This window comes from Vibrio sp. D431a (assembly GCF_030248655.1).
Classification (GTDB): domain Bacteria; phylum Pseudomonadota; class Gammaproteobacteria; order Enterobacterales; family Vibrionaceae; genus Vibrio; species Vibrio alginolyticus.
The window spans coordinates 17,131-39,485 of the sequence record NZ_JAHGAP010000002.1 but is presented as its reverse complement, the minus strand read 5'-3'; the positions used below and the strand labels follow the sequence as shown (position 1 = coordinate 39,485).

25 protein-coding genes are annotated in these 22,355 nt (G+C 46.6%); 12 read left to right on the top strand and 13 right to left on the bottom strand.

Annotated features, from left to right (window positions below; all coding sequences use genetic code 11):
• Positions 1–66 precede the first annotated feature (66 nt).
• Positions 67–1,245 carry a lytic polysaccharide monooxygenase gene (locus tag KJB35_RS02455; protein ID WP_005374361.1) on the top strand — a complete coding sequence of 393 codons (1,179 nt, stop codon included), beginning with the start codon at positions 67–69 and terminating at the stop codon, positions 1,243–1,245.
• Between the two features lie 117 nt (positions 1,246–1,362).
• Here the strand turns inward: KJB35_RS02455 and KJB35_RS02450 are convergent, their stop codons facing one another.
• The 3 genes from KJB35_RS02450 to KJB35_RS02440 are packed head-to-tail and all read right to left on the bottom strand — an operon-like array spanning position 1,363 to position 2,993.
• On the bottom strand, positions 1,363–1,983 hold the full coding sequence (locus tag KJB35_RS02450) for an HAD-IB family hydrolase (protein ID WP_171345008.1): 621 nt from the start codon (positions 1,981–1,983) through the stop codon (positions 1,363–1,365).
• Positions 1,984–2,021: 38 nt separating this feature from the next.
• Entirely contained in the window at positions 2,022–2,333 is a 312-nt protein-coding gene (locus tag KJB35_RS02445) for a cupin domain-containing protein (RefSeq protein ID WP_025522087.1), read from the bottom strand.
• Between the two features lie 9 nt (positions 2,334–2,342).
• Positions 2,343–2,993, bottom strand: a complete 651-nt coding sequence (locus KJB35_RS02440; RefSeq protein WP_213907508.1) for a Qnr family pentapeptide repeat protein — start codon at positions 2,991–2,993, stop codon at positions 2,343–2,345.
• A gap of 496 nt (positions 2,994–3,489) precedes the next feature.
• Between KJB35_RS02440 and ompW the strand changes: the two genes are divergently transcribed.
• From ompW to KJB35_RS02425, 3 genes are all read left to right on the top strand, one after another.
• The gene (ompW, locus tag KJB35_RS02435) at positions 3,490–4,131 is read left to right on the top strand and encodes an outer membrane protein OmpW (protein ID WP_213907507.1); all 642 of its coding nucleotides are present in this window, start codon (positions 3,490–3,492) and stop codon (positions 4,129–4,131) included.
• A gap of 214 nt (positions 4,132–4,345) precedes the next feature.
• Entirely contained in the window at positions 4,346–5,371 is a 1,026-nt protein-coding gene (locus tag KJB35_RS02430) for an HlyD family secretion protein (RefSeq protein WP_053303998.1), read from the top strand.
• Positions 5,368–6,858, top strand: a complete 1,491-nt coding sequence (locus KJB35_RS02425; protein ID WP_005383288.1) for an MDR family MFS transporter — start codon at positions 5,368–5,370, stop codon at positions 6,856–6,858. Before KJB35_RS02430 ends, KJB35_RS02425 begins: the two co-directional genes overlap by 4 nt.
• A 96-nt stretch (positions 6,859–6,954) precedes the next feature.
• Here the strand turns inward: KJB35_RS02425 and KJB35_RS02420 are convergent, their stop codons facing one another.
• Positions 6,955–7,200 carry a Rho-binding antiterminator gene (locus KJB35_RS02420; RefSeq protein ID WP_005460845.1) on the bottom strand — a complete coding sequence of 82 codons (246 nt, stop codon included), beginning with the start codon at positions 7,198–7,200 and terminating at the stop codon, positions 6,955–6,957.
• Between the two features lie 180 nt (positions 7,201–7,380).
• On the opposite strand from KJB35_RS02420, the gene KJB35_RS02415 reads away from it, so the two are divergent.
• Positions 7,381–8,517, top strand: coding sequence for an MBL fold metallo-hydrolase (locus tag KJB35_RS02415; protein WP_158156069.1), 1,137 nt, complete (start codon positions 7,381–7,383; stop codon positions 8,515–8,517).
• A gap of 77 nt (positions 8,518–8,594) precedes the next feature.
• On the opposite strand, the gene KJB35_RS02410 is transcribed toward KJB35_RS02415, so the two are convergent.
• The 5 genes from KJB35_RS02410 to KJB35_RS02390 all read right to left on the bottom strand — a co-directional run bounded on the left by KJB35_RS02410 (position 8,595) and on the right by KJB35_RS02390 (position 12,627).
• The gene (locus KJB35_RS02410; RefSeq protein ID WP_017821017.1) at positions 8,595–9,020 is read right to left on the bottom strand and encodes a VOC family protein; all 426 of its coding nucleotides are present in this window, start codon (positions 9,018–9,020) and stop codon (positions 8,595–8,597) included.
• Between the two features lie 174 nt (positions 9,021–9,194).
• Positions 9,195–9,680: a VOC family protein gene (locus KJB35_RS02405; RefSeq protein ID WP_005374344.1), complete on the bottom strand. Its 486-nt coding sequence runs from the start codon at positions 9,678–9,680 to the stop codon at positions 9,195–9,197.
• A 139-nt stretch (positions 9,681–9,819) separates the two neighbouring features.
• On the bottom strand, positions 9,820–10,149 hold the full coding sequence (locus tag KJB35_RS02400; RefSeq protein ID WP_213907506.1) for a DUF4144 domain-containing protein: 330 nt from the start codon (positions 10,147–10,149) through the stop codon (positions 9,820–9,822).
• A 24-nt stretch (positions 10,150–10,173) separates the two neighbouring features.
• Positions 10,174–10,710 (bottom strand): DUF924 family protein, encoded by a 537-nt coding sequence (locus KJB35_RS02395; protein ID WP_213907505.1) that lies wholly within the window; start codon positions 10,708–10,710, stop codon positions 10,174–10,176.
• Between the two features lie 69 nt (positions 10,711–10,779).
• Complete coding sequence (locus KJB35_RS02390; RefSeq protein WP_213907504.1) at positions 10,780–12,627, bottom strand: M3 family metallopeptidase; 1,848 nt, start codon at positions 12,625–12,627, stop codon at positions 10,780–10,782.
• A gap of 276 nt (positions 12,628–12,903) precedes the next feature.
• Between KJB35_RS02390 and KJB35_RS02385 the strand changes: the two genes are divergently transcribed.
• A complete protein-coding gene (locus KJB35_RS02385) occupies positions 12,904–13,266 on the top strand; it encodes a hypothetical protein (RefSeq protein ID WP_017634365.1) in 363 nt (120 codons plus the stop codon).
• Between the two features lie 70 nt (positions 13,267–13,336).
• Here the strand turns inward: KJB35_RS02385 and KJB35_RS02380 are convergent, their stop codons facing one another.
• Complete coding sequence (locus KJB35_RS02380; RefSeq protein ID WP_005374332.1) at positions 13,337–13,510, bottom strand: hypothetical protein; 174 nt, start codon at positions 13,508–13,510, stop codon at positions 13,337–13,339.
• A 234-nt stretch (positions 13,511–13,744) separates the two neighbouring features.
• Between KJB35_RS02380 and KJB35_RS02375 the strand changes: the two genes are divergently transcribed.
• The 3 genes from KJB35_RS02375 to KJB35_RS02365 all read left to right on the top strand — a co-directional run bounded on the left by KJB35_RS02375 (position 13,745) and on the right by KJB35_RS02365 (position 17,551).
• Positions 13,745–14,887, top strand: coding sequence for a sugar diacid recognition domain-containing protein (locus KJB35_RS02375; protein ID WP_005374330.1), 1,143 nt, complete (start codon positions 13,745–13,747; stop codon positions 14,885–14,887).
• A gap of 158 nt (positions 14,888–15,045) precedes the next feature.
• Entirely contained in the window at positions 15,046–16,398 is a 1,353-nt protein-coding gene (locus KJB35_RS02370) for a GntP family permease (protein WP_213907503.1), read from the top strand.
• 16 nt (positions 16,399–16,414) lie between these two features.
• Entirely contained in the window at positions 16,415–17,551 is a 1,137-nt protein-coding gene (locus KJB35_RS02365; RefSeq protein WP_149191653.1) for a glycerate kinase, read from the top strand.
• Between the two features lie 96 nt (positions 17,552–17,647).
• Here KJB35_RS02365 and KJB35_RS02360 read toward each other — a convergent pair whose 3' ends face one another.
• The gene (locus KJB35_RS02360; RefSeq protein WP_165439048.1) at positions 17,648–19,084 is read right to left on the bottom strand and encodes a PLP-dependent aminotransferase family protein; all 1,437 of its coding nucleotides are present in this window, start codon (positions 19,082–19,084) and stop codon (positions 17,648–17,650) included.
• 92 nt (positions 19,085–19,176) lie between these two features.
• On the opposite strand from KJB35_RS02360, the gene KJB35_RS02355 reads away from it, so the two are divergent.
• The 3 genes from KJB35_RS02355 (at position 19,177) to KJB35_RS02345 (ending at position 21,174) form a co-directional block, all read left to right on the top strand.
• Positions 19,177–20,076, top strand: coding sequence for a DMT family transporter (locus tag KJB35_RS02355; protein ID WP_005374320.1), 900 nt, complete (start codon positions 19,177–19,179; stop codon positions 20,074–20,076).
• A gap of 66 nt (positions 20,077–20,142) precedes the next feature.
• Positions 20,143–20,430: a hypothetical protein gene (locus KJB35_RS02350; RefSeq protein ID WP_005374318.1), complete on the top strand. Its 288-nt coding sequence runs from the start codon at positions 20,143–20,145 to the stop codon at positions 20,428–20,430.
• A gap of 216 nt (positions 20,431–20,646) precedes the next feature.
• Positions 20,647–21,174 (top strand): hypothetical protein, encoded by a 528-nt coding sequence (locus KJB35_RS02345; protein WP_005374316.1) that lies wholly within the window; start codon positions 20,647–20,649, stop codon positions 21,172–21,174.
• A 37-nt stretch (positions 21,175–21,211) separates the two neighbouring features.
• On the opposite strand, the gene KJB35_RS02340 is transcribed toward KJB35_RS02345, so the two are convergent.
• Together KJB35_RS02340 and KJB35_RS02335 are read right to left on the bottom strand one after the other, a co-directional pair.
• Positions 21,212–21,739, bottom strand: coding sequence for a GNAT family N-acetyltransferase (locus KJB35_RS02340; RefSeq protein WP_005374314.1), 528 nt, complete (start codon positions 21,737–21,739; stop codon positions 21,212–21,214).
• 33 nt (positions 21,740–21,772) lie between these two features.
• On the bottom strand, positions 21,773–22,240 hold the full coding sequence (locus KJB35_RS02335) for an HAD family hydrolase (RefSeq protein WP_285357584.1): 468 nt from the start codon (positions 22,238–22,240) through the stop codon (positions 21,773–21,775).
• Between the last annotated feature and the right edge of the window lie 115 nt (positions 22,241–22,355).

Below are 22,355 nucleotides of genomic sequence, written 5' to 3'. Positions count from 1 at the left end.
TCCTGCTAGTTTTGCTTAAACCGCTTGTGTTTCAGAGCGGCGAGTCAGCAAAATTAAGGATGAACGATGAAATCACATGTAACACTTCCTCTTTTGAGCTTAAGCGCTGTTGCCGCATTGAGCTCATTTAACGTCAACGCCCACGGCTGGGTAGAATTTCCAAGTGCTCGTCAGAATACGTGTTATTTAGACGGTGGTTTTTGGACCAACGAGATCCCTAACCAAGCGTGTAAAGCGGCTTTTGAAGAATCTGGCGCGTATCCGTTTGTGCAGCGTAGCGAAATTGCAGCAAACGTACCAAATTACCGAGATATGGAGCATGTGAAAGCCGTGGTTCGCGACGGTGAGCTATGTTCTGCTGGCGATGCAGCTAAGAAAGGCTTGAACATTCCTTCTCCAAACTGGCAGCGCACCAATGTTACGCCAGATGCAAATAACCAGATTGAATTGGTGTTTTACGGCAAAGCGCCGCACAACCCATCGTACTGGGAATTCTATCTCACCAAGCCAACTTATGATGATTCAAAACCTCTTACTTGGAGTGATTTAGAGCTGATCGACACCGCAGGTGATGTGTATGTTGATGCGGAAAAACGCTACCGTATTCAGGTGACTTTCCCTGCTGATCGTTCGGGCGATGCGGTGCTTTATACTCGTTGGCAGCGTATTGATGTTGCCGGTGAAGGTTTCTACAACTGTAGTGACATTACGTTAAACGGAACGGGCACGACGCCACCGACTGACCCTGTTGATCCAACCGAACCGGGCAATAATCTGACATCTCTGGGCTACTTTGTTCAGCAAGGTTTCGGACCAATAGAAGCGGGTGACACCATCCGTTTTCGTACGTTTAATGCGACAGGCAATGAAATTGTCGATATTTCACTACCAATCAGTGCAAACAATACGGCGACTTGGGCGGCAGAAATTGCGGATCAATTTAACGCGCAGCAAACGGGCGATTGGTATGTGGGCATTTGGCATCAAGAGATGAACCACTACATGTTCGATAATAAGAACGTGAATGCGAACCAAGTATTAGCGCCAAGCGCAGACTTCAGTTATGCGTTGTCACTGATCAAAGCGGATGTCACGCCACCAGTTGAACCAACCAACTTGTGGGACAAGACGGCCGTTTACAACCAAGGTGATGTGGTGACGCACAACGGTAAAGAATGGACTGCCCAGTGGTGGACGTCTGGTGAGGAACCAGGCACAACGGGTCAGTGGGGTGTATGGCGTTAAGCCATTTATTTGGGCCCTGAACAATAAAACCCTTCTCACATGAGAAGGGTTTGTTTTTTTCAGTCTAAAACGACCACTTTGGTTGAGTGGCTGTCTTGAAAATCAGAGCACATATCGTTATTCGCTTGCTCTCCACTCGCTCCAGTTGAGCATCGCGTAGTCTGCCAGTTTGAGCATCGGAATGTCTTCGTGTGTATCACCGTAGGCATAAACAGACGCAAATTCGTCGAGCGAAAACGTGGCCCTAACGCGCGAGACTTTTCTTTCTAAACTGCAATCACCTTGCTGGTAAAAGCCACTCAGTTTTGGCTGTTCTGAGATCAGTTCACTGCACAGCAAGTGGTAACCGTTCGCCTCACACCAAGGCTTGAGATACGCATTGAGTGATGCCGACACCACTACGATGGTATCGCCTCGGTGTTGATGCCAAGCAAGCCTTTCCATCGCTTCTGGCCGTAAGTACAGCGGGATCACTTCATGGGCAAACTGAGTGCCAATCGCTTCAATTTTCTGCGTTTCTTTCCCTGAAAATGCAATAAAACTGCTGAGAGGGCGCATAACACGAGCGGGTAACACTCCGAGTTTGTACAGCGCATAAAATGGCATGATAGCGACCTTTCCTACTCGTTTGCGCAGGCCATAAGCAGAATAGTGGAGGAAAAGGCTAAACATATCCTCTCGGGTGATGGTGCCATCAAAATCAAACAGTGCCAGTGACGGCTTAGTAGTATCGAGCAAACTCAGCGCCTATTTTTGGGTTTAAGATCATTTTGTGTTTATTGATAAAACACCGCCAACCAGATGGTTTCTTGCGTTGGGTCAGTCCAGCTCACTTTGTGTTTGGTATGAGCTGGAATCGTAACGTGATCGCCTGCCTCAAGTCGTTGCACGACACCTGATTCAAAAGTCAGCTCACCTGCTCCTTTAAGAACCAAGACCCATTCATGTTCTTCTTGATCGTACCAGCCACTTTTGGGCGAGGTTTGCCCCGTTGAGACAATGCGTTCTATACGCAGGTTTTTGTGGGTCAGCAGGTCTTCGAACACTTCCTCGTCGAGGTTATTCGGTAAGTCTTTAAAAAGATTCATGGCCTTTCCTTAGAGAATGATCAGTCCAAAAGGCGCAAGCAATTGCTCTTGTTGCCAATCACAAATTTTAACACCAAACAGAGAAACGCGGCGAACATCTAGCCCGTCTAGTTCGACATGAGTCAGATCACACTGCTCAACGTTAAAGGTTCCCCATTGTTCTGGCGAGAATTCGCAGCGAGATAAATCCGAGCCTTTGAGAGTTGCCCCTGCGAGGTTCGCACCGTTCCAACGGTTTTCAAAGAGGTCACATTTTTCTAGTAACACTCGTTCGAAGTTACAGTAGGTGAGGTTGCAGCCAGTAATAAAAGCAGAACAGAAAAACATGGTATTGCTGACGCGATTAGCAAAGTTCGCACCTTGGAAGTTTGCCCCTTTGAGATCGCACTTACGCAGCTCCAAGCCCATACAATTTGCGCCGTTAAACAGGCTCATCGCCAACATGCAGTTCGTAAAGCTAGCGTCTTTTAAGTTCGCGAAGCGAAAACTACACCCTTCTAGCGCTTTGGATTCGATAAAGCGACAGTCGATGAACTTAGCATCGCGCAGATCGGCATGGTCGAAACAGCACATATAAAAGTGGCAGTTTTTAAAGGCAGCATTCTGAAAATCGTGATGAGAAAAGTTTTCTCGTTCAAAAATGAGATCGGTTTTTAACATGTCTTCTCCTTAGCTGCGAGCAGACTAGCACTCCAAGTGACTGATTTTCCAGAAAAATAACTTCTTGTATTTCAGTGTTTTACAAACCCCTCAAATCGCGATTTTAAGGGGTCAAACGAGCGTTTTAAGTGGGTTGTTTTTTGAAAATAGAAGACGTAGAGGAAGAAAAAAAGTTTTTGCTGGCTACGGACCTTAGCGAGAGGATTCGTGTTTTTGAGCATGCATAGCTTCTCACACGCACAGTTTGCATTACAGAATTGTATCCGATTTGCATAATTTGTTGATCGGTATGGCGTTTCTCTATACAAAAAACCTATATTTTTCACAAATTGATTTCCATCAAAATAGTAGGGTTTCTATGTGCTAGATTGCGCACAGCTCAAAAAGATATAGATACCCGTGTGCTTCAAGGCGCTGAGTTTACTTGAAATCTCAGATCAGTTAGTAGGCACCCCTTTGGGTACGACATAACGAAGCCCTACGAAAGGAAATAAAAATGAAAAAAACAATCTGCAGTCTAGCAGTGGTTGCTGCACTCGTGTCACCAAGTGTTTTCGCTCATAAACAAGGTGACTTCGTTCTTCGTGTTGGTGCGGCGTCTGTCGTTCCAAATGACAGCAGTGATAAGATTCTTGGTTCTCAAGAAGAGTTAGAAGTTGACTCAAATACGCAGCTTGGTTTGACGTTTGGCTACATGTTCACAGACAACATCAGTTTAGAGCTTCTAGCAGCAACACCATTCAGCCACGACATTTCGACAGATTTGGTTGGTAGTGATATCGCGAAAACCAAACATTTACCACCAACGCTAGTGGTGCAGTACTATTTTGGCGAGTCTCAAAGTAAGTTCCGTCCATACGTTGGTGCAGGTCTGAACTACACCATATTCTTTGATGAAGATTTCAATAGTACGGGTAAAGGCGCTGACCTGTCAGATTTGAAATTAGATGATTCATTCGGTCTAGCAGCGAATATTGGTGTGGATTATATGATCAACGATCAATGGTTCCTCAACGCCGCTGCGTGGTACGCAAACATTGAGACAGAAGCAACTTATAAAGCAAGTGGAGTGAAGCAAAAAACCGACGTCAAAATTAACCCTTGGGTATTTATGATCAGCGGCGGTTACAAGTTCTAAGAAAAACCAGTAGTTACACGCACATTACTATTATTGGCATGACTTTGGGGGTGGTTACGGGGACTGCCCCTCTTTTTTATCCTCGTTTTGATTGCACATCATTTACTCCACTTAGCAACATGCAAAATTGGATCTTTACCTTGCAGATCATTTTATTGTCGGAAGATCGAAAAGTCCTACACTGATCACATAATTGAACAAGTGGACAATATAAATGAGCGACGACATCGCAAAGCATTCTTCCTCCAGATCTAAGCTGGTAAAAACTCTTTTCTTTACTCTCTGTGTTATCGCATTTGGTGCGATGTATTGGTCTTGGCAGTATTCAGACAGTCACCCAAGCACGGAAGATGCCTACGTTAGGGCAAAAATTTTGTCGGTAGCGCCTCAGGTAAAAGGCCAAGTGGTTTCTGTGGATGTCAAAGACTTCCAATCTATTAACAAAGGTGACCTACTGCTGAAGATAGATTCACGCCCATATTTGTTGGCAGTGAAGCAAGCAAAAGCGGCATACCAATTGGCGGTCCAGCAACATGACGTTGCCGATAAGCAGGTAACTGAAGCCGTTGCGGGCTTAGATGCGGCGCGCTCTAACCTGACAGAAGCGCAAGTAGAGTACAAACGTACGGATTCCTTGGTGAAACGCAAACTGGCGTCGGACCAAGATTTAGATACGGCAAAAAACAAACTCGCCAATGCCCAAGCGAGCCTGGAGCAAGCGCGCGCGACGGTAGAAAAAGCCATTGCGAACCGTGGTGAAGAAGGCGCAGAGGCTGCGGTTGTTCAACAAGCGGCAGCACAGTTAGCGCAAGCAGAGCTGAACTTGAGCTACACCGACATTACGTCACCAGTGGATGGCATTGCCGGTGAGATCAATACGCACGTAGGCTCGGTCGTTAGCGTGGGTCAAACGTTGTTCCCTGTGATTTTAAAAGACAGCTATTGGGTACGCGCGAACTTTAAAGAAACCGATCTTACTCACATCAAACCTGGTATGCATGCGGATGTGGTGATTGATATGTACCCAGACGTGGTGTGGAAAGCAACGGTAGAACAGCTGTCGCCTGCGAGTGGTACATCGTTCTCCTTGATGCCACCAGAAAACGCAACGGGTAACTGGGTTAAAATCAAACAGCGTTTCCCTGTACGTTTGGCATTAGAAGTACCTGCCGATGCGCCGCAACTTCGCGTGGGTGCGAGCTCAGAAGTCACCATAGATTTGCAAAGTAGCGTGCAATGAGCCATCAAATTACGGCAGACAAACGGGGGATTGCCACCGTCGCCGTGATGCTTTCTGCCATCATGGTGTTAATCGATATGACCGTTGCGAACGTGTCGCTATCGCACATGATGGGCGCGTTGGGCGCAACGGCAGACCAAATTACTTGGGTGCTGACGGGTTACAGCATGGCGGAAGCGATCTTCATTCCGATGACCAGTTTCTGGGTGTCGCGTTTTGGTGAACGCAAAGTCATGTTGGTTGCTGTGATCGGTTTTGTGATTGCCAGTGCGCTTTGTGGGCAAGCACAGTCTCTTGAAGAGATGGTGCTATTTCGCATTATCCAAGGCGCTTTCGGCGCGTCGGTGATTCCATTGGCGCAGTCGACGTTAGTGCAGATCTATCCGTATGAGCAAAAAGGCAAAGCGATGGCGATTTTCTCCATCGGCATTTTGCTTGGTCCTATTTTGGGCCCAGTTGTAGGTGGTGTGATCACCGACAACATTAACTGGCGCTGGATTTTTTACATCAACTTGCCATTCGGTTTGATCTGTACCTCTTTGATTTATCGCTATATCCATATCGACAACAAATCCAAACCTAACTTTGACTGGTGGATCATCGGTTACATGGCGTTAGGTGTGGGCGCGTTGCAGTTTGTGTTGGATAAAGGGAATGAAGACGACTGGCTCGACTCACGTATGATTCAGACCGCGATATTGCTCGCAGTCATGGGATTGGTGATGTGGATCTATCGCAGTTGGAAAACCAAAAGTCCAATAGCGCCATTGTGGCTACTGAAAGACCGAAACCTTATGGTCTCGTCATTGATGATTGCCGTGGTGTCGATGGCGATGTTTGGTCTGACGACTCAACAACCAATGCTGTTGGAAAGCTTGCTGGATTATCCGGTCTCAACCACTGGTTTATTAATGGCACCGCGTGGGTTGGCGTCAGCGGCGATGTTGATTTTGGTGATTAAGCTCAATCCGCAATTCGATCCCAGAATCAAAATAGTCTTTGGCTTAAGCTGCATCGGGATTGGTAGTTATTTGATGACGCAATACTCACTGCAGATCGATACATTTTGGATTGTGATGCCGAGTATGATTCAGGGGATGGGGCTTGGTTTAACCTTCTCGACGCTATCCACCTTGGCGTATTTAACGATTCCGAAAGAGCAATCTGTTGCGGCGGCGAGTATTTACAATCTGTTCCGTACCATTGGTAGCTCGTTTGGTATTTCTATCGCCACCACGTTCCAATATCGTGATAGTCAGCAGCAATGGCATGCACTGGGAGAGGGTATTAATCCTTATAATCCTAACTTGCATGACTGGGCGGCCAATCAGGGGCTTTCTATTACCGACCCGGTTGCGTTAGACCAATACCAACAGATGTTGCAGCAGCAATCGCAAATGGTCGCGTTTGTGCACACCTTCCAGCTTGTGGGAGTGATGTTCGTGATCATGATGCCGATGTTGGTTTTCATCCGGTCGCGTGAATAACAACAAGTTCAGGTGAACCGTGTAAGAGAACGCCTCTCAAGTTGTGACAGCTTGAGAGGCGTTTTTTATTGGACGGCGTCAGTGAAAGAAGGACGTTTACTCAAACGTCACTTCGTCAAAATGCGGATTGGCTTTGAGCGCGCGCATTGCGACTAATTGTTCAGTCGGGAAGGCGGTGTGCTCACCATCCATATCTAAAAACAAGCACTCTTGTCGCTGCATGTCGTAGCCTGTGTCGAACGCGTTGCCCTGATGAGTTTCACCATTTTTTAGTGTGATCTCGATAGGGAGCTTAAACATACAGGCGATTTCAATAAAATCGTATTGGCTGCAAGTCACCATAGTTTTCTCCTTTCAAACCGACGCAGTATTCAGAAGGTTTGAGAACCGTATCCTTAAATAGAAGACGTTTGATTGAAACTGAATCTTCATCTTACACCTCATTTTGGTCACGAAATAGACATACACGCACGTTTTAATAAACCTACTGTTGAGCGTTCACAAGCGAGACAAAATAACGATATGTCTGAGACGATACTTAAGCGCACATACCTAACGAGTGAACAAAAGACACAAAAGCCAAGTTCACTGATTCCGCCTCAAACCTACCATGCGCAGTTGGCGCACCGTGTTCACCACTCGCCTCAATTTGAAAACGGCCGCGTTAAAAACGAGATGCCAAATGTCCCTAGTCCGCAATCATTCTGGCAGGTGTGTTGGAGTTATCTTGGTGGTAGAACGCCGTTGAGCCCTAACGAACATCTGCCACATTCCCCAATTCAACCTACGCAGTTTGCGCAGCGAAGTGAATCGATGCGCCTTACTTGGCTGGGCCATTCCACCATGCTGGTGGAGGTCGATGGCATTCGAATTCTGACTGATCCGGTATTTGATTACGCTTCTCCGTTCATCGCAAAAGCGTGGTTTGAACGCAATATTCCCAATACCCATGCCAGAGATTGTTTGCCGATTCCTGAAATTATCGTGATTTCGCACGATCATTACGACCATTTAGAAGCATCGACCATACGTTTCTACGCCGATAAACCCGTGACGTTTTATGTACCCTTAGGGGTTGGCAAGCATCTGATAAAGTGGGGCGTTTGTGCAGACAACATCGTGGAATTCGATTGGTGGGATAGCGTACACTATGCTGGAATCGAACTGATTTGTACGCCTGCTAACCATAATTCGGGTCGTACTTATTTCGATAAAAACGCGACCCTGTGGGCTTCTTGGGTCATCAAAGGCAAAGAAGAGACGCTCTATTTTAGTGGCGATTCAGCTTACGATTCGCACTTTTCCGAGATCGCACAGCGATGTGGACCAATCGACATTGCCTGTTTGGAAGTGGCTGCCGATGTGAAAGGCCAAGGTTATCCGGTCGAAAACTGGGGGCACATGCAGGCTCATCATACCGTGCAAGCGTTTCGCGATTTAAATGCGAAAAAACTGCTGCCAGTACATTGGGCTACATACGAGCTGTTTACTCACCGCTGGGACGAACCGATTTTAGATTTGCTTGCCCATTGTCAAAAAGAACATATAACGCTGCTGACGCCAATGCCGGGGGAGAGTTTTTACGTTCATAAAAAACAGATAAATAAACAATGGTGGCGAGAAAAAGAAACAGGTGAGCCAGCTAGAATTTTGACTTAATAATATGTTCTTACTTCAATAATTATTTTAGAAGTTAACCTTGTTACTTTCAGAATATAACAAGGTTTTTTACTCGCTTACTCATCAATCACTTGAGGTTTTAACTCGACGACATTTCCTTCCGGATCATGAATATAGAGTGAGCGACCGAATCCTTGTGCTCCGTAGCGTTTCGCAAACTCTTCGGTTTCAATGCCGTTCGAACGCAGATATTCCAGTAATTCATCCTCGGAAAAAGGCGCCAATTGCAGGCAAAAATGGTCAATGTTACGACCATTTTGAACTGGTGGCTTACCGCCGAGTTGGCCTAATTCGCTGTCTACCGTCACAACATCAATCAATGCGTTACCTGCCCTAAGTTGAGTTAAACCAAGTTCCGTTACTTCGCGTTCGACAGGGCAGCCCAAAATGTCTCGATAGAAATGCAACATAGCATCGAGGTTACAGGTCCTTAAAACAACATGATCAAGCGCTTTGATGGCGATTGGATTTTTGGTGGGCATACTTCACTCCTTTTTGCATTGTGTTGAGGTAAGTATAAAGTGACCTTAAAAGTGGTGAGAGAAATGATCAAATTCCAGATGTTTTTTTGCTAGAGCGAGTGCAGAAACACTGCAACTCAAAGCAAACAAAAAAGGCTAGCGTATTGCTAGCCTTTTGGAATATGGATGGGGCTATTACTCGTAATCAGAAGCGTAAGTTTCTTCGTAAGTGTGTGAGTAAAGCTCGAATAGGTTGCCGAATGGGTCTTCTAGGTAAACCATTTTCGCAGGCTTATTATCGTCTTCTGGGTGGTAACGCATGATGTCCATGCGAACTTTGCCACCTAGTGCTTCGGTGCGTTTGATAGCACCTTCAAAATCGTCTGTCTGCAAACAGAAATGGAAGATACCGATGCGAGAAAAATCCACTTCATGGCGCTCTTGACGCTCTTTCATTTCGAATAACTCAAGGCCGATGCCATCACTTGTCACAAGGTGCGCAATGTTGAAGCCTTTAAAGCCTTCCCCAAAGACCGCAATACACATTCTGCCAATTGCCGTTTCGCGTTCTTCAATCACTTTCGTGTTGCCCATAACGACTTTTAGACCTAGCGCTTGCGTGTAAAACTCAACCGCTTTGTCCATATCTCCGACCATAATACCGACATGATTCATTTTCATTTGTTTGCTCCCAACATGTGTGTTTGAACGTTGTCTTGTTTCGATGTGGGAGAGTATATGGTGTGATGTTGATTACATAAAATTATCATAAATTATAAAAATGATAATTTTATTTAATGATTTGCATGTTGGGATTGAGTTAGTGAGCTAAGGCCTCAACAGCTTGCCTCACCGAGGTGAAATGAATCTTGATAATGCACCGTTGCGCGAGGCTGAATTCATGCGATTGGATTAATGACGTAACCTCTTCTACGGAAAGCGTTCGTTCTTTTCGATGTAAAAGAGTGGTGTTCGAACCATTGTTTTTCAATTCAAACGTGTTGCCATTTGAGTCGATAACGTAATCATCTTGCCCAAAAATGAGGGCTTCGCATTCAGAGTCTAAGTCGGACTGGGAATGCGTGTAGATCAGCTCATCGTCGCCGTCTAGTTTTAGCAAGCATGGCCAACATACTGCGTGGTCTCTCATGGTTAACTCATTATTCATTGTTATTTAGAAACTTGACCCAGGTTGTTGCAAAAACGCTAACTCTTCGGGAGTGCTCTTTCTTCCCAGTATCGCATTGCGATGAGGATAGCGCCCAAACTGGTCGATGATGGCTTTGTGTTTTAGCTCAAAATCGTAGTTATTTTCAAGCCCTGATGCGCGGAACAATTTTTCAGCTTCGACATGAATGAGGCGAGATTCGCTGTGCATAAACGGCATGTACAAAAAACTTAGCTGCTCAGGCGCTAATTCTTTGTCGTGACCTAACCGAATTGCCTCTTGAGCCAATGCTAATGCGAGTTGGTCTTGTGCAAACGCTTTTGGGGTGTTGCGATACACATTACGTGAAAACTGGTCGAGGACGATGATTTCGGCCAATCGTCCTTGTGTGCTGTCACGCCAATTAAACAGTTCACAACGAGCCGCTTGTTCTAATACCGAGGCAAATCGCGATGTAATACGCTTGTCCAGTTCTGGGTTGTTTTCAAACCAATTTTGGGGCGATAGCTCCTCGAACCAAAATTTGATGACTTCTTGGTACATGGTTCTTCCTTCCTATTGCATTAGCTAAAGAATAAAAAGCCAGAAGGCGAGCTCCTGGCTTTCTGCGTGTTATCGACCGTAAGTCTCTACGATGTAATGTTCAAAATCGTCACACATTTGTTCGTCAGAGATGGTGTTGCTTGCCAGCTCTTTACTGCCGTCGACGACTTTAATCGCGGCGTTCAGTGAAGCGACTGGTACTCGCTCTCGCGTCGCAAGTGAGTCGATTTTCTTCTGCTGCACTTCCCATGCCTGTTCTGGCGACAGGTTACACACGTCTGCAAGGTATTTGGCATTGAAGCCTTCGCCAGTCAGGCTGACAATGGTTTCGTTGTGCGACAAGTGATTGCCTGCGTGCCAGTAGTGTTTTGCCAGCAGTGGGCCAATTTCTGGGTTATCCGTCAGGTAACCAAACTTCTCAAGGAAGTATGCACGGGTCTGATACACCGCCATGTGCGCGAGTAGATAACCTTGATACGCACACGCCGCTTCGTCGGATAGCAAATGTGGAATCGCCATCAGTGGGCGAGGGCTGCATTCCAAACCAAGGATCTGTTTTTCACAATCGCGAGCCAGCTTAGTGATGCGTTCTGGCATTAACTCGTCATCGCTCAGTTGATATAACGCGCGTTCAAAGTACGGCACAACCAAGATGCTACGTTCTTCATAAGCTTTGAATGGCTGACGACTGTTGATCATCGCTTGAATGATCTCATCAGGAACAGAATTCCCTTCATCATCCAGTGCGTACTGTTTTAGCCAATCGGCATCGGTTAACAGGCTATCACAGAACATCGACTGAGTTTCTGCATAAGCCATTGACGTCGGCGAAAACTCCTGCGAGAAACAAGGCGCGTTCATTTTTACGTTCGCAAAGTGTGCTGCGTGGCCGCCTTCGTGGAACAGCGTGTTAATGCCATCGTAGCCACTGCCCACTTGGTCTGGTTTGGCATTACTGGTGAAGTTCACCTGCGCTGCGACCCATTCGCCTTGATTATAGAAAGAAGGGATAGGGCCGTGGCAGAACCCGTTCGGGTACTTACCTTTGCGATCTAGTAAATCCAGCGTTAGCGTCGCGCCAGAGTAATCAATATTTAGGCGACCAAATGATTCTACCCAGCGTCTCAGAGATTTTGAGAACGGCACGTATGGGTCAAGGTCACGCATAACGTTACCCGCGAATGAGTAAACAAAGTTGTAGCCTGCTAGTGCGCTTGCGCCTTTCTCTTTCGCCAAGTTTTCTAAGCTGTTTAGGTGCGCATCTCGCGTGCGTTGTTCGAAATCTTCCAAAATCTCGAATAGCTGCTCAGTGCTCATCTTTTCCGTTTTTTGCACGGAGTAATCAAAGAAAGTCGCATAACCCAGTGAGCGAGCGAACTGGTTGCGCAGTTTGATCAGTTCAATAAAGCCGTTTTGCAGTAGCCATTGTTCAAGGTTCAGCAACGCTTGATGAGCCGATTGGCGAACTTCTTCATGATTGCTGGTGCGAATGGTTGAGCTTAATACTGGAAGTGAACCTTCTACTTGCTCGCCGTTCTCATCGGTAAATGTTTGTACGTGGTTCTGTTTTTTCTCGAAGAACTCAGCTTCAAAGGCAATGAGCTGATTTTTCAACGCTTGTGCTTTTTCGCCCTCGATAGCGTGAGATTCAAACATCGCCAGCCAACCAGATAGACCCGTAATGGTTTGTTGTTTCTCTTGTGGGTCGGTAATTGAGTCCGCGGCTTCAAGCTGTTGTTTGATGGCAGTAATTTGCTCGGCGTTGCTTAAAAAGCTTGTCCATGCCGTTTGTGCTTGCGTCGAGCCATCATGGTCATCGCTGATCCCCATGTAAGTTTCCCAAAAGAAATCTTCTTTGGTGCGGTGAATCGCAAGGTAACGTTGATTGAGGTCGTTGAGATAATCCGTTGCGGTCATTTTGATCCTTCAAATGGTTTCGTTATGTAGACAGTTGATTATTGCACGCTTGGCCGCGAGAAAGGAACGCTAATCTCATTTGTCGATTTTGCATCGCGTAAAGGTGATTTTACTATTTGTTTACATTTGGGTGGGTTAATAGGAGTTCTGAGCTTGCAGTGTTAAGACTGGTATGGAGTTTACAGTTTATTAAGTAATTAATCTGCGGTGCGCTATCGATGATCCTTATCAGGTGTAATAAGATTTCCATATCGTGGCGATACATTTGGAAACGATATGATAAATAAGACAAAAGTTACGTTATTGGCGGTAGGTACGATTTTAGTTGGATGTTCCACAGTCGCGCCACCAAGAAATGATGCGGTTGAAAGCATTCAACAAAAATGTTCTGTGATTTTAAGCAATGATGTTGCGGGCGACCAGCGCTGGCAGACTTATAACGGCTTGCTTGTAGAATATGCCGTGCATGGCGTTAAGAGTCAGGCGCAACTGGAACGTTTTGAAGCGTTTGTGCAGAGAGTGCAAGATGATGAGTCTGGACAGTTAGTTACTGAGTTGATTGAGGTCACCGACTGGGGATGCTCAAACGGCAACTATCTTGAAGAGATGAGCTTGTTTATTCAAGAAGTTCAGAAGTAAAAAACCGAGCGTTAAGTCGCTCGGCTTTTCTGTTTGTGGAGCGCTTTTTTGCGCTGGTTCGTCAGGACGTTTACTCCTCTGGATACTCGCCCATACCTTGCGTTTTACCTTCCGCTTTCCAATGCTCTCCAGGAGCAAATGCTTCATCGCATAAATCTACGGTGTAGCCCATTTCTGTGATTTCCTTCAAAGTGAGGTTATCAGCAATATTTGCAACTTCCCCCGATTTATTCCGTAACTCCATGTTGATCTCTCCTCTGTAGGTAGACGAGTGGCATCAATGCACAGTGAAGAATGCATTGGTAACCTTTGTTCTAAGTATATAACCCTCTGCTAAAAATGAAGGTTTAATCCTCTTTTTAAGTGTGGTTAATTGGATAATGCTTTGAGCTGCTTCCGTTATTTAGAACCGCAGCATCGCGATAGTTTGCCATTTGTGATTTATTGAGTGATTAAACGGTCAATTTGGAAACTCGAAATGGTGATTCTCGACCACGCTTTAGCACAACAAATTGTTGATCGAACCATGTCCATCATTGGTCACAATGTGAATGTGATGAACTCAGCAGGCATCATTATTGGCAGTGGCGACCCCAAACGCGTTGGGCAAGTGCATGATGGCGCGGTACTGGCGCTGAATCATGGCGATTCGCTAGAGCTTAATGAGCAGCAATGTTTGACGTTGCAGGGTGTCAAACCCGGTATCAATATGTTGTTGAAATTACATGGCGACGTGGTCGGTATTGTTGGCGTCACAGGCGAGCCGGAGAAAATCCGAGATTTTGCAAAACTGGTTAAAATGACCGCTGAACTGACAATCGAGCAAGCCGCGCTGGTGGAAAAATTTCAGTGGGACAGACGTCATCGCGAAGAGTTTATTCTGGCTTGGATCAATGGGAAATTGACCGATGAAGAGCTGAAAGATTGGGCGATGCGTCTTTCTATCGATGTTACTCAACCACGGGTGGCAACGGTGATTGAAGTCTCGACGCCGTCCGCCTCGAAAAGCATGAAGAGTGTGCGCAATATTGTTGAGCTGCTTGAATACCCAGAGCGTAACAACCTAGTTGCGATTGTCTCAGTGAATGAAATTGTGGTGTTGAAACCGTGTCATTCCGCCAAGCAGTGGGATAGCCAAGTTGAAAGTGAGCGCATTGATAAGTTGATGTCGCGTTTAAGCGATCACGATTCGCATACGTTTCACATTGCGCTAGGGCAGCTGTTTAATGAGCCTAAAGATGTCGCGTTGTCATACCAAAGTGCGAAGCAGGTATTAGCTATTGGCAAGCAGTTCTACCCAGAGAAACGTAAGTACCTGTTCGATGAACTTCGTTTGCCTGTTTTGTTAGCGCCGTTGGCGGATATTTGGCAAGGTGAACAAATTATTGATGGTGTGAAACGGTTGAAAGAGAAAGACAAATCTGGGCAATTATTGAAAACCCTAGATGCACTGTTTGAATGCAATGGCAATGTAACAGAATGCTCTAAAATGCTGTTTATTCACCGGAACACTCTGCGCTATCGGTTAGAGAAAATCACCGAGATAACAGGGCTACCAACTACCAATTTTGTGGGGTTAGCGGAGCTTTATATTGCGACTCGGCTCTCAAAAATGTCGTGATATTGTGCATCTGCACAATACGCGTCATTTTTTGACCACATCATTTGTCACTCCGCCTAAAGGAATTCTAAAGCAAACGATTAATAATTCATGCGTCCCTACATGTTGAGTGAGCCAACACGGACTCGCTCAGCAAAATAAGAATAAATGGAGTTATCATGAACCTTATATTAATCCTGCTCGGGGTGATCGCATTTATTGTGCTCACGACCACCAAATTCAAATTACATCCCTTTTTAGCGCTGATCATCGCGGCGTTCCTTGCGGCATTTGCTTACGGCTTACCGGCAGATAGCATTGCCAAAACCATTGCTTCTGGCTTTGGCGGCATCCTTGGTTACATTGGTTTGGTTATCGTTTTAGGTACTATCATTGGTGTTATTTTGGAAAAAAGTGGTGCGGCGATCACCATGGCCGATACGGTCATCAAAGTGTTGGGTGAGCGTTTCCCAACATTGACCATGAGTATCATAGGTTACATCGTTTCTGTTCCGGTATTTTGTGATTCAGGCTTTGTCATTCTGAACTCGCTCAAAGAATCACTCGCGAAGCGTTTAAAAACCTCAAGCGTTGCGATGAGTGTGGCGTTGGCAACTGGCCTATACGCAACGCACACGTTTGTGCCGCCAACTCCTGGCCCGATTGCCGCTGCGGGTAACTTAGGCCTGGAATCTAACCTTGGTTTAGTGATTGGTGTGGGTGTGTTTGTTGCAGCGGTTGCGGCGTTAGCGGGGATGTTGTGGGCGAACCGATTCCAACATGTTGAACCAGATGGCATTGAAGCCGCAGAAGAAATTCAGCAAGATTGGCAAGCACTCAAAGCGTCTTACGGCAAATTGCCAACGGCGAGCCAAGCATTCGCTCCTATTTTTGTTCCAATCTTATTGATCTGTTTTGGCTCTATCGCGAAATTCCCAAGCCTACCGCTGGGCGAAGGTTTTGTGTTTGATGTTCTGACTTTCTTAGGACAGCCACTAACGGCATTGGTGATTGGCCTGTTCCTTTCTGTTCGCCTACTCAAGTCAGACAACAAGATTGAAGAATTTGGCGAGCGAATCAGCCAAGGTATTACGGCTGCTGCGCCTATTCTTTTGATTACCGGTGCGGGTGGTGCTTTTGGCGCGGTATTAAAAGCAACGCCGCTAGGTGAATACTTAGGTACGACGCTATCGGCGCTGGGCGTGGGTATTTTCATGCCATTTATCGTTGCGGCTGCGCTAAAGTCGGCGCAAGGTTCATCAACGGTTGCATTGGTGACCACATCGGCTTTGGTTGCGCCTATGCTCACGCAATTGGGGCTCGATTCAGAAATGGGCCGCGTATTAACGGTGATGGCGATCGGTGCAGGTGCGATGACGGTTTCTCATGCAAACGACAGTTTCTTCTGGGTAGTTTCGCAGTTTAGTCGCATGTCGGTGGGCCTAGCGTACCGCGCGCAAACCATGGCTACGCTCGCTCAAGGTGTCACGGCAATGGCATTAGTGTACATTTTGAGCCTCGTTCTCTTATAAGTCTCTGGAAATACGTATGAAAGTGGTAATTGCACCTGATTCATTTAAAGAAAGCTTAACCGCCAAACAAGTGAGCGAGGCGATCAAAACGGGTCTTGCTCGCGTATGGCATGATGCTGAGTTTGTTACGGTTCCGGTCGCAGACGGTGGCGAAGGCACGGTTCAATCTTTGATAGATGCAACTCAAGGCGAACAAGTCTTCACAACAGTGACCGCGCCATTAGGGAATGATGTTGAAGCGTTTTATGGCATCCTCGGCGACGGCGAAACTGCGGTTATTGAAATGGCGGAGGCCAGTGGGCTACACCTTGTGCCGAGTGACGCTCGCGACCCAAAACTGACCAGTAGCATTGGTACCGGACAGCTGATCAAACACGCGCTAGACAGAGGCATTCAACGTTTAATCATTGGTTTGGGCGGCAGCGCTACCAATGATGGTGGCGTGGGCATGTTGACCGCGTTGGGGGTGGCGTTTCTTGATGAATCTGGCCATGCAATTACCCCAAATGGAGGCGGGTTAGCGGCGCTTGCGTCCATCGATATTTCTGGTCTTGACCCGCGCTTAGCTGCTTGCGAAGTGTTGGTAGCGTGCGATGTTGATAACCCACTCTGTGGCGACAAAGGCGCGTCGGCTATCTTTGGCCCGCAAAAGGGAGCGACAGCGTCAGACGTCACTCTGCTCGATAACGCATTGCGCAAGTTTGGCGAGTTGACGGAACAAGCGACGGGTAAGCACGTACTGACTCGTGAAGGGGCGGGTGCTGCTGGTGGTATGGGAGCGGCCTTGCTCGGGTACACGCCAGCACGTTTGCAACCGGGAATTCAGATTGTGCTAGAAACGGTTAAGCTTGCTCAGCATGTTGCGGATGCGGATATCGTATTCACAGGTGAGGGTCGAATCGATCATCAAACCGCACATGGTAAAACGCCGATGGGCGTTGCTAAGGTGGCAAAGCAGTTTGATTTACCAGTCATTGCATTAGCAGGCTGCGTGGGTGACAACTATCAGGCGGTTTATGAGTGCGGTATTGATGCGGTGTTTGCTTGTGTACCAAGGGCGATGAGCTTACCTGAGGCCATGAAAGAGGCCGACGTCAACGTTGCCAATTTAGCCGAAAACGTCGCGAGAATGTGGCAAATTAAGTCGCACTGAGGGCGATAACGATACGAAAAAACTCCACCTTTGCGTGGAGTTTCTTGTTGTTACCTGTTTGCGTTTGTGGGCATAAGTTCATTTATTAAGAGCGAGTTAACAGACATGCTTTGCTATCAATTTTGCCAGTGTTTGCATCGCGTGACTCCAATCGGTTTCATGACCAAAGTTTGCCACGCTGAGGCGTACGCAATGCCGATATTGCCCTTGAGTGCCAAATACGGTGCCGGGAAGTAGGCTGATTCTGTGCTTATTGCATGCTTGATACAACGCATAGCTGTCCGTGTCTTCGGGCAGTCGCAACCAAAGCAAGAACGAACCTTGCACGGCGTTGATCTGGTATCGATTTTTTAGAGATTCGTATTCATCCAAGTATTGATGAAGCATCTGGATAAATCGGCGCATGTTGTTTTGATACACCCGTCCCATTCGCGCAGTATGCGTTCGATACTTGCCTGACGTTAGAAACGTTGCCACGGCGGATTGCATCAGGTTCAAACTGCCCATGTTCTCACACAGTAGATATTGCTCAATTTGATCTCGATATCGCCCCGCCAACATCCAACCAATTCTCAAACGCGAATCGAGCGTTTTGGATAACGAATTCACGTAAATTACGCGTTGCTTGTCATCGAGCAATCTCAAGCTTGGTAACGGCTTGTCATAGCTTAACCCGCCAAACACATCGTCTTCGATAATAGGAATATTGCCAGATGCCAAGAGCAATCGCTGGCGCTTTTCTAGCGGCATCATGGCACCAGTAGGGTTGGTGAAGTTTGGCGTTACGATTATCGCTTTTATGTCCCATGTCGCCATTGCTTTTGCTAAGGCTTCGGGGCACATACCGTCGCGTGGGCAACTCGGAATTTCCACCACTTTGAGGCCGAGTGATTCTAGCATCAATAAGTTGCCAAAATAGCAAGGGGACTCCACCGCGACGATATCGCCTTTTTGTGTCGTTGCGCGCAGCGCTAGGCTAATGGCTTGTTGCGCGCCGTGCGTCACCATGATCTCATCCAACTTGGCTGGCGTGCCCAAATCTTGTGTGATTTTCGCTAGTTGTTTGATTAAGAGGTGATCACCGGGTGGTAATTGGTAATGGCTCGGTACATGCGTTTGCTGGCGGCTGTGGCGGCCGATCTCGGCGTACAAGCTTTTGATCGCGGGAGAGTCAATGTTTGGGTGGGCAGAACCGGTAGGCAAACGCTCTTGGTATTCAGGATAAGTAAGGATTTCTTTGCAGATCGAGAGCAAATCCACGCGAGTCGGATCCGGAATTGAGCGAGAGGTCGGCAAAGCGACTTTAACTCGATAACCCGATTTGGGAACCGAGTACACCAAGTTTTGTGCTTCCAGCTCTTGATACGCACGAATCACGGTATTTTTACTGACGTTTAATTCTTGGCTCAACGAGCGAATGGAGGGCAGTCGATCATCCGCCTGATAAACGCCACCACTGATGGCTTGTTTGAGGTGTTTTTCCACCACGAGGTACTTATTCCCTTCACCGCTTCCCAATAAATCTGTACCCATAAAAACACTTCCATCTGTCACTTTTTGAAAACACTGTACCTAATTACATTAGCAGTATCTCAAAACATAAAACAAGCGTGAGTGAGGCGATCATGTTAATCCGAGCCATCCCTTTTGTATTTGTCATCCTTTGGGCTTCTGGATTCGTTGGTGCGCGTTTTGGTTTGCAATATGCCGAGCCAGCGACACTACTTTCTATCCGTATGGCATTCAATGTCTTATTGTTTTTGGTTCTTGTGGCGGTATTGCGTAGAAGGTTGCCGACAGGAAAAGATTTATGGCACAGCTGTGTGGTTGGTGCATTGATCCACGGTTTCTATCTGGGCGGTACTTATTTCGCTATCGCCTTAGGTATGCCTGCGGGGTTGAGTTCGTTGCTGGTGGGTATTCAACCGATTTTAACCGCGGCTTTGCTGGTGGTGTTTGTTCGTGAGGAATTTAAACCCTCGCAATGGTTGGGTTTGGCTCTTGGTTTTGTCGGTATCGCTATGGTGTTGATGGGCAAAATGGAGTGGCAATCCGAGCAGCATAAAGTGTTGGCCATTGGTTTGTGTTTGTTGGCTTTGGTTGGTATCACGCTAGGGACGCTTTATCAGAAAAAACATTGCCAACAAGTGGATATGGTGGGTGGTGCGACGGTGCAATATTTGGCCGCGCTCGTCATGTTTCTGCCCGTTGCGATGCAGTTTGAAACCATGCAAGTGCAGTGGGAACTGGAGTTTATTTTGACTGTGTTGTGGTTGGTCGTCGTGCTCTCTTGTGTAGCTATTCTACTGCTGCTGTACATGGTTAAGAACGGTGCTGCATCGAGCGTAGCTTCTGTATTCTACCTGGTGCCGCCAACGACGGCGATTCAGGCTTGGCTCGCGTTTGGAGAGTCATTTGATTGGATGGGGATTTCTGGTTTCGTACTGGCAGCTACGGCGGTGTATTTGGTGGTTAAAAAGCCGGATCTGACGATAAAGAAATCGATTCAAACAGAATATACCTAAATTGGGTAGGGACATTTGCGTATCAGTGGGTACAATCTGCTTCATCTTAATCCGTGGAGCAGAATGATGAAGGTAAAGCCAGATCGAATGACCGCCATGCGTAGCATCATCGAGCAAGTAAAAGCGGAACTACCAATTTATGAACCAGAAACGTTTGTATGTGGACCAGAAGGGCAGTGCATTGGCTGTCCGAAGAAATTGTTGGAAATGGTCGATTCAGAAGTCACTTATTGGGAGTCAGCCATGGAGCGCGGCATTGTTCCGCAGTTCGATGAGATTCGTCGTTTTGGCAAAATGTGCACGAATGTTCGTCGTGGTCTGGTGCGAAATAATGTGCCTTTACTCAGTAACTAGAGAGTAAAAACCGTCTAATATCTGACACATAGCGTCGTTTTGTTACACTGCTCTTTGGCTGCTGTTCTCAAGTTTGAGTGGTGTTTGTCTCTTCTTACCCCTTAAGCCTTTAATCGTAAGAAATTGGCGATACATTGGCTCGGTCTCACATGGATGTGGGGCTATTGTCTTGGGCTAGTTGAGATAAGAAACGTGAAATCAAATGGATTTACGCTGATGGAAATCACCATAGTGCTTACCACTTTGGCTTTCATCGCATTAGCTGCTTTACCAGTACTACTCGATATTCATCGCCAAGCATACGCTGCGATGCTGCACAGTTCTCAGTCTTCTTTGGGTACGGCTCTCAAATTCTTTCATGCTCAATCAGTGATTGATAACGCTTACGGCCAAGAGCACGTTCACTACATTGACCGACATGTCAAAACACGCAAAGGCATGCCAGAAGCGAGTGCCGATAGTATTCGAGCTTTGTTAGAAATCGATCTACCAGCCAGAGGTTATTCGAAAATTGACGTGCCGTGCAAAGGCAGTGATTTTTGCATCATCGGTCAGCAGCACCCAAACAGTGCTCATTTTGTCGCTATTCCTGATTATCAGTTCTTAGATAAATCGGGTGTTGATCGCGTGGTGTACATTTGGCCGCAAGGTTACACACTGGCAGAAGAAGCATGCTATTTCTACTACGTGAATCAAGCCTCTAACGATTCAATTGTTCGAGGGTATGTGACTCAAGGGTGTTAATCCCGAATAAGTGTTGCGAACAACGGTTATCGTGAGTCTACAAATCGGGGTTTTTCGAAGGGCTTTGCGCTTTATACAATACCATTTTTTGACTCATCAAGACTTTACCATTTGGCAAGGTCACTTCCCCAAGTTCCCCCTGATGTTCAAATCCAAACCGTTCATATAAAGCAATCGCTGGTGTGTTGGTTGTGTATACGTAGAGTGCGATTTGGTCGTAACCAAATTCCCAACCACGTGCGATCGCGACTGCCAATAGTTTCCGCCCCAATCCTTTGCCTCGGTAGTTTTTGTCGATGTGAATACCAAGAATACCGACGCGAAGGCGTTGCCCTCTTTCGTAACCGCACATCTCAGCTGGGTAGATTTCAACACTACCGATAAGTTTTTGGCGGTCAAACGCGACAAACTGAGGGATGGACTCGTTTTCCACACGTTGCAGGATTCTGCGAAGCGTTGCGTTATCGGGTGCAGGAGAAATCAAAAATTCCCCTTCGGAGTACACTCGATTCCACAGCGCGGTGAAGCGCGCGATATCGCTCACCTTGATGGATCTGATTTGCATTCATCTTCCTTGATTAGTGCAGGTTAGTAACGGTTAGGGGATAAGCTCAGATAAACAACGAATTTGGTTAGGAATGGCTTCGGCTGGTGCATCAGCGCCCGTTGGGTTAAACCAAATTGTGTTTACGCCCGCTTTCATCGCAGGGTAAATATCTTTGTGAGGTAAATCGCCAACCATGGTTATTCCACTCGCGTTAACCCCTAACTGTTTTGCGATGGCGAGATAAAACTCAGGTTGGTGTTTAGCGATACCGAGGTTGGCAAAACAAAAATAGCCATTTAAGTATTGGTCTAAGTCGACGCGAACAAATGCACGCTGAACCTCTTCCATGTTGGAATCAGATGCACTGGTCGCAATGTAGATGGGATGATTTTGGGAAAGTATTGCCAGTGTTTTTCTGGCTTGAGGAACTGCTTCTACGTGTTCCCAATCGCACATTTTTCCTTGTGCGTGAGGGAAATCTACCATCAAGGTGTTCCCCCAATCGAAAAGATAAATCATGTTCGAATCTCCTTATCCGCACATCATATCGTCTTTTTCTAAAATCAGGGGGGTAAATTGCATCGATAAATGCGATTTAGGTGGGTTTAGTCGTGAAAAGCGCTTAATTGTCTTT

Bases quoted from the DNA above. Each gene is read 5' to 3' on its own strand.
- KJB35_RS02455 (WP_005374361.1), top strand. From the start codon at position 67: ATGAAATCACATGTAACACTTCCTCTTTTGAGCTTAAGCGCTGTTGCC.
- KJB35_RS02445 (WP_025522087.1), bottom strand. From the start codon at position 2,333: ATGAATCTTTTTAAAGACTTACCGAATAACCTCGACGAGGAAGTGTTC.
- KJB35_RS02440 (WP_213907508.1), bottom strand. From the start codon at position 2,993: ATGTTAAAAACCGATCTCATTTTTGAACGAGAAAACTTTTCTCATCAC.
- ompW (WP_213907507.1), top strand. From the start codon at position 3,490: ATGAAAAAAACAATCTGCAGTCTAGCAGTGGTTGCTGCACTCGTGTCA.
- KJB35_RS02430 (WP_053303998.1), top strand. From the start codon at position 4,346: ATGAGCGACGACATCGCAAAGCATTCTTCCTCCAGATCTAAGCTGGTA.
- KJB35_RS02425 (WP_005383288.1), top strand. From the start codon at position 5,368: ATGAGCCATCAAATTACGGCAGACAAACGGGGGATTGCCACCGTCGCC.
- KJB35_RS02420 (WP_005460845.1), bottom strand. From the start codon at position 7,200: ATGGTGACTTGCAGCCAATACGATTTTATTGAAATCGCCTGTATGTTT.
- KJB35_RS02415 (WP_158156069.1), top strand. From the start codon at position 7,381: ATGTCTGAGACGATACTTAAGCGCACATACCTAACGAGTGAACAAAAG.
- KJB35_RS02410 (WP_017821017.1), bottom strand. From the start codon at position 9,020: ATGCCCACCAAAAATCCAATCGCCATCAAAGCGCTTGATCATGTTGTT.
- KJB35_RS02405 (WP_005374344.1), bottom strand. From the start codon at position 9,680: ATGAAAATGAATCATGTCGGTATTATGGTCGGAGATATGGACAAAGCG.
- KJB35_RS02400 (WP_213907506.1), bottom strand. From the start codon at position 10,149: ATGAGAGACCACGCAGTATGTTGGCCATGCTTGCTAAAACTAGACGGC.
- KJB35_RS02395 (WP_213907505.1), bottom strand. From the start codon at position 10,710: ATGTACCAAGAAGTCATCAAATTTTGGTTCGAGGAGCTATCGCCCCAA.
- KJB35_RS02390 (WP_213907504.1), bottom strand. From the start codon at position 12,627: ATGACCGCAACGGATTATCTCAACGACCTCAATCAACGTTACCTTGCG.
- KJB35_RS02385 (WP_017634365.1), top strand. From the start codon at position 12,904: ATGATAAATAAGACAAAAGTTACGTTATTGGCGGTAGGTACGATTTTA.
- KJB35_RS02380 (WP_005374332.1), bottom strand. From the start codon at position 13,510: ATGGAGTTACGGAATAAATCGGGGGAAGTTGCAAATATTGCTGATAAC.
- KJB35_RS02375 (WP_005374330.1), top strand. From the start codon at position 13,745: ATGGTGATTCTCGACCACGCTTTAGCACAACAAATTGTTGATCGAACC.
- KJB35_RS02370 (WP_213907503.1), top strand. From the start codon at position 15,046: ATGAACCTTATATTAATCCTGCTCGGGGTGATCGCATTTATTGTGCTC.
- KJB35_RS02365 (WP_149191653.1), top strand. From the start codon at position 16,415: ATGAAAGTGGTAATTGCACCTGATTCATTTAAAGAAAGCTTAACCGCC.
- KJB35_RS02360 (WP_165439048.1), bottom strand. From the start codon at position 19,084: ATGGGTACAGATTTATTGGGAAGCGGTGAAGGGAATAAGTACCTCGTG.
- KJB35_RS02355 (WP_005374320.1), top strand. From the start codon at position 19,177: ATGTTAATCCGAGCCATCCCTTTTGTATTTGTCATCCTTTGGGCTTCT.
- KJB35_RS02350 (WP_005374318.1), top strand. From the start codon at position 20,143: ATGAAGGTAAAGCCAGATCGAATGACCGCCATGCGTAGCATCATCGAG.
- KJB35_RS02345 (WP_005374316.1), top strand. From the start codon at position 20,647: ATGGAAATCACCATAGTGCTTACCACTTTGGCTTTCATCGCATTAGCT.
- KJB35_RS02340 (WP_005374314.1), bottom strand. From the start codon at position 21,739: ATGCAAATCAGATCCATCAAGGTGAGCGATATCGCGCGCTTCACCGCG.
- KJB35_RS02335 (WP_285357584.1), bottom strand. From the start codon at position 22,240: ATGATTTATCTTTTCGATTGGGGGAACACCTTGATGGTAGATTTCCCT.